This window comes from Microcoleus sp. N9_A1, assembly GCF_036701795.1.
Classification (GTDB): Bacteria; Cyanobacteriota; Cyanobacteriia; order Cyanobacteriales; family Microcoleaceae; genus Microcoleus.
Genome location: NZ_JAUBRI010000132.1, coordinates 1 through 7,523, shown reverse-complemented (window position 1 = coordinate 7,523; position 7,523 = coordinate 1). Strand labels below are relative to the sequence as shown.

The following is a 7,523-nucleotide window of genomic DNA, read 5'->3' as shown; positions in this document are numbered from 1 at the left end:
GTGTCCTATTTTATGACACTTTGTGCACTCTGCTTACTTTTTTTTCTGTGCTACCCCTACTTATTGAGCCGATACCTAAAATCAAAGGTAGACTTTCTAGACGAAAAGAGGCGATATGATAAATCTTGATCGCAATCTAACTCAAACTCAAGCCAGCAAAAATATGGGTGCAGTTCGAGTCAAAGTCAAGCTAACGAATGCCATTGATGAAGAGTTAGTCAAAAGAGGATTGCTCAATCCAAATCTGTTGCGCGTGTATGAAGCCGAAGCACTGATAGATACTGGTGCAGTACGCACAGCTATTCCTTTCGAAGTCTGCGAACACCTCGGCTTAAGAATTCGGAGTCAAGAAATAGCAAAATATGCCGATGGCAGACAAAAAACAGTGGGATTAACAGGGCCTGTTATCATTGAAATAGAAGGGCGCGAGACAATTGAGGCGACAATGGTTTTAGGCGATATGGTGCTAATCGGTCAAACTGTGTTAGAAACTTTAGATTTGCTAGTAGATTGCAAAAATCAGCGTCTAGTTCCAAATCCCGAAAATCCCGACAGGCCTGTATGGAGAGTTTAATACTAAATCAAGTTTAAATACCTCCTTTATTTGTAATGTTCGAGTGCTAATATCGGCATGATGCCAGCATTTTTAATCAGCACGTATTCCAAGGTTTACGAAGGCTTTTAGTCGTAGAGCCATTCTTCAAACTCATCTTTACAGCACCAAGCATCAAAACAGGTAAAAGGTTCCCAAAACCAACGCAAGACTTACAATAAAATTAGGCGTTGCTTAATCAGGGTATGAAAAAAATAAGTTAAAAATCCCCAAGCTTTGTGGATACTGGTTTCTATGACTGGCATATTTAGCCTTTCATACCTTAAATCAGCAACGCCAAAATTTGATGTAGCTCAGCTTAAAAAATCGCCAATAAATCTCTAATAATTGTACATAAATTTTCCACTTACGTCGCACAAAATTTTGAAAAATGTAAGTTATGTATCCATGCTTCAGAATTTTTACTTATTCATAAAAATTCATAAATATCAATAGAATCATAGGCGCACAGAAGCAATTACGCCCGCCTTCTTTTGCGAGATGTCTAATGTATACGCCAACAGTATCTCCCGGATTTGAAAGAAAAACATTTTTCCGGTACTCTATATAGGATTTAGCTGCTATAATTTGCATGGGTTTATTTTATTTACTCTAACTATTGCAAGCCCTTGTTATACGAAATCAACATTCAAATACTCATACTATATCTGCAAGTTTTGCCTAAACTCCTCTAGGGTTGGCGTTGGTTTAATGCGATGAATCATACTATGGCAATTTGAGCATAGCACAGTAAAATCCTTAAGCGGATCTAGTTGAATCTTTGCCCCGCTCAAGTTGGAAATTGGAACATTATGATGAGCTTCTATGTATCCTCTGCCTATTTCTCCGTATCGAGACTCAAAATCAAAACCGCACGCTTTGCACTCATATCCTTGCAACTGCTTAACTTTTCTAGATAACGTCTGATTTCGTTCTGTTACTCGATGAAGTCTATACTTTTTCGGATCTTCAAACCATTCTCTTTCTGGTTCATTGTTCTTAGCCTCCTTCTTCAAAGAAACCTCGTTGAACAAATCAGAATCAGCCTCCTCCTTCAAAGAAACCTCCTCAAACAGGGAGAAGTAAATTTCAAGCATTTTCCTAACATCGCCTACCAGCTCCTTGTCGTCAGGAAGTGATTCGCTTGAATAAAACTTCGATGCTATGTTTCCTGCTTCATACGCAATTCCAAGCCTTCTATAAGTAGTTTTCTTGGGGATCGAATCAAGCTGAAGATCGAGAGTTTCTGAAAATTCTCTGAGCTTGTCAGAACCAAGCTTATCTTTAAATAGTTGTGCTTGATCCCTTACCATGTCCCTCGACTTCCCAAGTCCGAACTTCTTTCTTTTATCTGCTATTCCTTGATTGAGAGAAAGATAAACGCCTGAGAAGTCGGCGCGAAATAAATAAACACAGTAAAAGCCCGACTGGACACTCTCAGTTACAAGCTTGTTAAATATTGCTATCCAAGGAACTTTAGCCCAAGAACCATTCCCTGCTGAAGCTTTTACGCTATAGATTTCTGGTAATTCCAATGAAGCACTTATTGATTTCGGCACTACATTTTTGACATAACTAGCAAAGGAATGTCCCTCGAAGTTGTCATTACTGACCAATGGATATTCCCAAAGGATTTTTTCAATGGACTCTCTAAGCGCCATAACCAATAATTAATGTTGCATCTTCAATTTAATTATCGTGCCTCACCAGCAGCTTTCAAATATTAACCCTGCCGATAACCCTTAATGATACCCGAACTGCGATATAACATTCTATACTAGGTGTTAACGGCAGCAAACAACCACAAGATTAGCCGATCGCCCATCCTGTATATTGCCCCAAATACAGCGCCGCCCCCAACCAGCAAATCTCCCTTGCAGAAAGTACCACAAATGTGATACGGTTGAAGCTTGTGTCCAAATAACACCAGTTCATGCCAAAACTCAAAACTCGCAAAGCAGCCGCAAAGCGCTTTAGAGCGACCGGCAGCGGTAAAATTGTGCGCCGTAAAGCTTACAAAAGCCACTTGCTACAGCACAAAAGTTCAGCTCGCAAAAGCCGTCTCTCTAAGCTGGTCGTCATCGACGAGACCAACGACGCTAACGTGCGGTTAATGCTTCCATACTTGTAAAGTTTAACGGAAATTAAAGATGACACGGGTAAAACGCGGTAATGTCGCCAGAGCGCGCCGCAAAAAAATTCTCAAATTAGCCAAGGGTTTCCGAGGCGCACAGTCGAAACAGTTCCGCACAGCTAACCAACGGGTGATGCAAGCCCTGCGTAACGGTTATCGCGATCGCAAAAAACGCAAACGCGATTTCCGTCGCCTGTGGATTGCTCGGATCAATGCCGCATCGCGCCAGCACGGCACGAGCTACAGCAGACTGATCGGCAACATGAAGAAAGCCAACATCGAAATCAACCGCAAAATGCTGGCACAAATGGCGATCATTGACCCAGCAACATTCGGGAAAGTCGTCGAAATGGCTAATCGAGCCGGAGGCTGAAAGTTCGCTTGATTTTCAGAATGCAGAAAGCAGAAGTAAGAAAGATTTAACAGTCTGCCAGAGAAGGAAAACTCCTGATGAATTTAGGAGGTTGAGAGCCACTTTCCTTCTTTGTTCTTACTTCTGGACTCTTGCTTTTTCAGAAATCGCGATCGGGCCGGTCGATCGCTATTTCCTTGTTTTCTATACAGTTGCAGAGGCAAATGTCAGGGATTGCTAACGCCTTAAAATAAATAAAACCTTCCACTGCTCTACCTAATTTTAAGAAAAACATGGATAGTAATTTGCTGATTGTTTACCTGTCAGTCCTGCTCGCTATACTCGGCAGCACTTCCTGGTTTGTTGTGCGCCAAATTCTCAAAACTCGCAAGCTGGAAATGTCTCTCGAACGCTTAGAAAATAAGCTGACCATAGAAAAAGGAACAGCACAGGAATACTACGAATTAGGAAGTATCTATGTAGATAAGAAGCTTTACTCCCAGGCGATCGTACTGTTTCAAAAAGCCATGAAAGCCAAAGACTTAGAAGGCGAAGAAAATCAAGCTGTTATTTACAACGCCCTCGGTTTTGCACACTTTGGCCAAGAACAGTATGACATCGCAATCCGCCACTACAAAGAAGCCCTGAAGTTACAGCCAGAATACGTTACATCTCTCAACAATCTGGGTCACGCCTACGAACGCAAGAAATTAACAGCTCAAGCCTTGGAAATGTACGAACAAGCTCTCGCCTGCGATCCAGACAATGCCACTGCCAAACAGCGAGTAGAGTCCCTCCGGAAGCGTTTGGTAATCTATAATTGAGCGCCCATGTTAGGAGCAATAGAGATCCCCCAAACCTGGTTTCATTCAGAAACCGGGTTTTTTCTTCACATAGTCCCAGATACTAAACTATCCAACACATTAATGCGTTAGTTTTTAAGAACAGGAATTCCAAGTGAAGCTCGATCACACACCGTCCCAGCACTTTAAATTACTGTCAAGATAAAAGCAGTACCTGCAACGCCGGTCAGTTCTAAACAATAGAAGGAGGAGAACGTAGTGACATCAATTCTCGTTGTCGAAGATTCGTGGTTGACTCGCAGGGTGATCTGCAAAATCTTGCGAGCAGAAGGATACGAGACTTGGGAAGCATCCAGCGGCCCAGAAGCTCTAGAACTGCTCGGCACTAAAACCCCAAACTGTATGCTTTTAGATCTGCTGATGCCGGAAATGGAAGGTCGGGAAGTCCTGCAAGCCATGCGCGCTCGAGGATATAAAATTCCAGTGATCGTAATTACCGCAGACATCCAAGCAAGCACCCGCTCCGAGTGCATGGAACTCGGAGCCCTGGCAGTCATTCACAAAATGCCCAACTCAGATGAACTGATCGGGTGGATCAAAAAAGCTCTCAGTGTTAGCGAGGAGAGCACCCAATGAAATTAAGCACTCGACAGCTCGATGCTTTGCAGGAACTCGTCAACATCGGGATCGGTCAAGCCGCAGGGGTTTTGAACGACATGATCGACTCCCCGATTCGCTTGCAAATCCCCTACCTTCAAATCCTGACTCCCATGGACCTGGAAGAAGAGTTGGAGCAACACCTCAACGGCGAGCAAATCGCCGCTGTCCAGCTCAAATTCACAGGCTCCTTTGGAGGCGTTGCCCAGCTAGTCTTTCCCACCAACAGCGCTGCCCTGCTGGTGACAATGCTTACAGGGGAAGAAGTTGGAACTCACGATCTCGATTCAGTCAAAATTGGTACGCTGAGTGAAGTGGGAAATATTGTAATTAATGGGGTCATGGGCGCAATCAGCAACGTACTTCAGCAGCGCCTGAACTACTCAATTCCCACTTATAGCGAAGGGACGATTGCTAGTTTGCTGATATCTGGCGGTTTAGCTACTGATACAGTTGTTTTATTAGCCCAGACCAGTTTCATGATTGAAAGGCTTCACATTGAAGGAGATATCATTCTTATTTTCAATGTTAATTCCTTTGACACCTTGTTGACTGCTATCAATCAACTTGCCGGGGGTCTATGATTGAGGAGAGCAAAAGTATTAAGGAAAAGTTTGGGGTTCTCGACAGCGTACCAGTCGGCGCCTGCTTGCTGCAGGATGATTTTGTGGTGCTGTTTTGGAACACTTGTCTGGAAGAGTGGACTAAAATTCCCCGCAGCCAAATATTGGGAACAAAGATCACAACCCATTTTCCTCACCTGAGTCAGTTAAAGTACGCCACTCGCTTCAAGCAAATCTTTGCAGGAGGCCCGCCAACAATTTTTTCTTCTCAAATTCACAAACACCTGATTCCGGCAACTTGGCAAGACGGTCAGCAGCGAATTCAGCAAACTACTGTGACTGCTGTGCCAGCCCTAGAGGCTGGCATAGAAGAACAGGAGATTAGAGACTGGGTTCTCCATACTCTTGAGTTGGAATCAGACGGTACTGTCGGAGTCGGATCACCAAGAAGTGCTTTTGTGTGTAGGGAATCTGCACCCTCAGTTTCGTCATCAATATGGCCGGGGGTCAATTGCCCATCCTTCTACGCGCTGCTGGTGATTCAAGACGTGACCGACCTCACCCATCGCATCCAAGCTTACCGCACAATGCGGGATCAAGCTTTGGAAGAAGTGCAAGTGCGTCAGCGGGTGGAGGAAGAATTGCGATCGAGCCAGCATTTTATCCAGCAGATTGCTGACGCTGCGCCTTATTTGCTCTACATCTACGATTTGACCGAACAGCGCAACGTCTACGTCAACGGTCAAGCTTCTAAATTGTTGGGCTACACTCCCCAAGAAATTTTACAAATGCAAACTGCTTTGTATTCCAGTTTGGTGTACCCAGAAGATTTGCCGAGGCTCAAAGCCCACCAGCAAAAATTTCCCTCCGCCCCTGACGGGCATATTTTGGAGTTGGAGTATCGCCTCAAACATCGATCGGGCGAATGGCTCTGGTTTCGCTGCCGCGACCAAGTTTTCGCCCGCACAGCCGACGGCTGCCCCAAACAAATTTTCGGCACCGCTCAAGATATCACCGAGTACAAGCGGGCAGAAGAGGCGCTGCGGCAGCAGAACGAACGAGAACTGCTGATGGCGACGATTACTCAGCACATCCGCCAGTCTCTGGATTTGGGCGAAGTGCTCAGCACGACAGTGACAGAAGTGCGTCAGTTCCTTCAGGCCGATCGAGTGATGATCGTGCGCTTTAACCCCTGTATCGGCAGTCTCTGCGCCGGCCCGGCGACGGGGGCGGTGACAGTGGAATCTGTAGCTCCCAACTGCCAGCCGATGTTGGGGGAAACCCTGGAAAATTTCTGTTTTGACCAGTTCTATCTCGAAGCGTACCAACATCGATCGATCCGACCGATCGCCGATGTTTTGGCCGCCGATTTGCCGCAATATCAAATTGACTTGCTCGCACAATTCGCGGTGAGAGCGTATTTGGTTGTGCCTTTAGTGCAAGGAGACGAGTTGTGGGGGCTGCTGATGGCCCACCAGTGCAGTCCCCGGCAGTGGATGCAGTTGGAAGTAGAGTTGCTGTCTTCTCTGGCCACCCAGTTGGCGATCGCCATCAAGCAAGCAGAACTATACCAGCAGTTGCAAGCCGCCAACCTCAAGTTAGAGCGCTTGGCCAGTTTAGACGAACTCACCCAGCTAGCAAACCGCCGCCGCTTCGATCAATATTTAGAAATGGAGTGGCGCAGACAAGCGCGGGAACAAACCCCTCTGTCCCTTATTCTTTGCGATATTGATTCTTTTAAAAGTTACAACGATACTTACGGGCATCCAGGGGGAGACGAATGTTTGCGACAAGTCGCTGCGGCGATCGGCAATGCAGTCAATCGCCCCGCCGATTTAGTAGCTCGCTACGGAGGCGAAGAATTTGCCGTTATTTTGCCAAATACCGCGATTCAAGGCGCTGTGCTGGTAGCCGAACACATACAGCTCAAAATCGCAGCTTTGCAGCTTCCTCACGCAGGTTCTCAGGTGAGCGAGTACGTCACTCTCAGCCTGGGCGTAGCGAGTATTGTTCCTGCATCTGAATCGGGAGCCGAAATTCTGATTGCCGCAGCCGACCAAGCCCTATATCAAGCTAAACGACTTGGGCGCGATCGTATCCAACTTTACCAGCCCGATCCTGCTGCTGGCAAGCCGAATGGCACAGTCACTTCGATACTTCCTGTAGATTTTTCTATAGCCAATACTAATTTACCCTCTCCCACCAGCGCTTGACGAATTGCCATATTCGTGAATTCCGAGTAGTTATACCACTCCGCAAAAAAAATGCCACTGTCAGCGCGTGATCCAACCCTGATATCCCTCTTCTGTCACTCTGCGAATTAAAAAAGTAAGAAATAAGCTAGCTCGTAATTGCTCAACTAGGGGAAAAAAGGGAGCCATCAATAGAGAGAGCTTGTTGAATGGATTGATAAGCAGTTAAA

The 7,523-nt window shown here is 45.7% G+C and carries 8 protein-coding genes; 7 read left to right on the top strand and 1 reads right to left on the bottom strand.

The annotated features are described in order from the left end of the window. Window positions 1–115 precede the first annotated feature (115 nt). On the top strand, window positions 116–574 hold the full coding sequence (locus tag QUA58_RS30340; RefSeq protein ID WP_333255905.1) for a clan AA aspartic protease: 459 nt from the start codon (window positions 116–118) through the stop codon (window positions 572–574). Window positions 575–1,254: 680 nt separating this feature from the next. On the opposite strand, the gene QUA58_RS30335 is transcribed toward QUA58_RS30340, so the two are convergent. Beyond that, window positions 1,255–2,253 carry an MrcB family domain-containing protein gene (locus QUA58_RS30335; protein ID WP_333397844.1) on the bottom strand — a complete coding sequence of 333 codons (999 nt, stop codon included), beginning with the start codon at window positions 2,251–2,253 and terminating at the stop codon, window positions 1,255–1,257. A 272-nt stretch (window positions 2,254–2,525) separates the two neighbouring features. On the opposite strand from QUA58_RS30335, the gene rpmI reads away from it, so the two are divergent. The 6 genes from rpmI to QUA58_RS30305 all read left to right on the top strand — a co-directional run bounded on the left by rpmI (window position 2,526) and on the right by QUA58_RS30305 (window position 7,314). Further along, the gene (rpmI, locus tag QUA58_RS30330) at window positions 2,526–2,723 is read left to right on the top strand and encodes a 50S ribosomal protein L35 (protein ID WP_006634164.1); all 198 of its coding nucleotides are present in this window, start codon (window positions 2,526–2,528) and stop codon (window positions 2,721–2,723) included. A gap of 19 nt (window positions 2,724–2,742) precedes the next feature. Next, the gene (gene rplT, locus QUA58_RS30325) at window positions 2,743–3,099 is read left to right on the top strand and encodes a 50S ribosomal protein L20 (RefSeq protein WP_190658174.1); all 357 of its coding nucleotides are present in this window, start codon (window positions 2,743–2,745) and stop codon (window positions 3,097–3,099) included. A gap of 272 nt (window positions 3,100–3,371) precedes the next feature. Continuing rightward, window positions 3,372–3,902, top strand: coding sequence for a tetratricopeptide repeat protein (locus QUA58_RS30320; protein ID WP_333255901.1), 531 nt, complete (start codon window positions 3,372–3,374; stop codon window positions 3,900–3,902). Window positions 3,903–4,139: 237 nt separating this feature from the next. Then, a complete protein-coding gene (locus tag QUA58_RS30315) occupies window positions 4,140–4,517 on the top strand; it encodes a response regulator (RefSeq protein ID WP_333397842.1) in 378 nt (125 codons plus the stop codon). Next, window positions 4,514–5,122 carry a chemotaxis protein CheC gene (locus QUA58_RS30310; RefSeq protein WP_333255899.1) on the top strand — a complete coding sequence of 203 codons (609 nt, stop codon included), beginning with the start codon at window positions 4,514–4,516 and terminating at the stop codon, window positions 5,120–5,122. The genes QUA58_RS30315 and QUA58_RS30310 overlap by 4 nt, the downstream gene beginning before the upstream one ends. Continuing rightward, window positions 5,119–7,314, top strand: a complete 2,196-nt coding sequence (locus QUA58_RS30305) for a diguanylate cyclase domain-containing protein (RefSeq protein ID WP_333255897.1) — start codon at window positions 5,119–5,121, stop codon at window positions 7,312–7,314. The genes QUA58_RS30310 and QUA58_RS30305 overlap by 4 nt, the downstream gene beginning before the upstream one ends. The last annotated feature ends 209 nt before the right edge of the window (window positions 7,315–7,523 follow it).

Excerpts from the sequence above, each read along its gene's own strand:
- QUA58_RS30305 (WP_333255897.1), top strand. The coding sequence starts at position 5,119 with ATGATTGAGGAGAGCAAAAGTATTAAGGAAAAGTTTGGGGTTCTCGAC.
- rplT (WP_190658174.1), top strand. The coding sequence starts at position 2,743 with ATGACACGGGTAAAACGCGGTAATGTCGCCAGAGCGCGCCGCAAAAAA.
- QUA58_RS30310 (WP_333255899.1), top strand. The coding sequence starts at position 4,514 with ATGAAATTAAGCACTCGACAGCTCGATGCTTTGCAGGAACTCGTCAAC.
- QUA58_RS30335 (WP_333397844.1), bottom strand. The coding sequence starts at position 2,253 with ATGGCGCTTAGAGAGTCCATTGAAAAAATCCTTTGGGAATATCCATTG.
- QUA58_RS30320 (WP_333255901.1), top strand. The coding sequence starts at position 3,372 with ATGGATAGTAATTTGCTGATTGTTTACCTGTCAGTCCTGCTCGCTATA.
- rpmI (WP_006634164.1), top strand. The coding sequence starts at position 2,526 with ATGCCAAAACTCAAAACTCGCAAAGCAGCCGCAAAGCGCTTTAGAGCG.
- QUA58_RS30340 (WP_333255905.1), top strand. The coding sequence starts at position 116 with ATGATAAATCTTGATCGCAATCTAACTCAAACTCAAGCCAGCAAAAAT.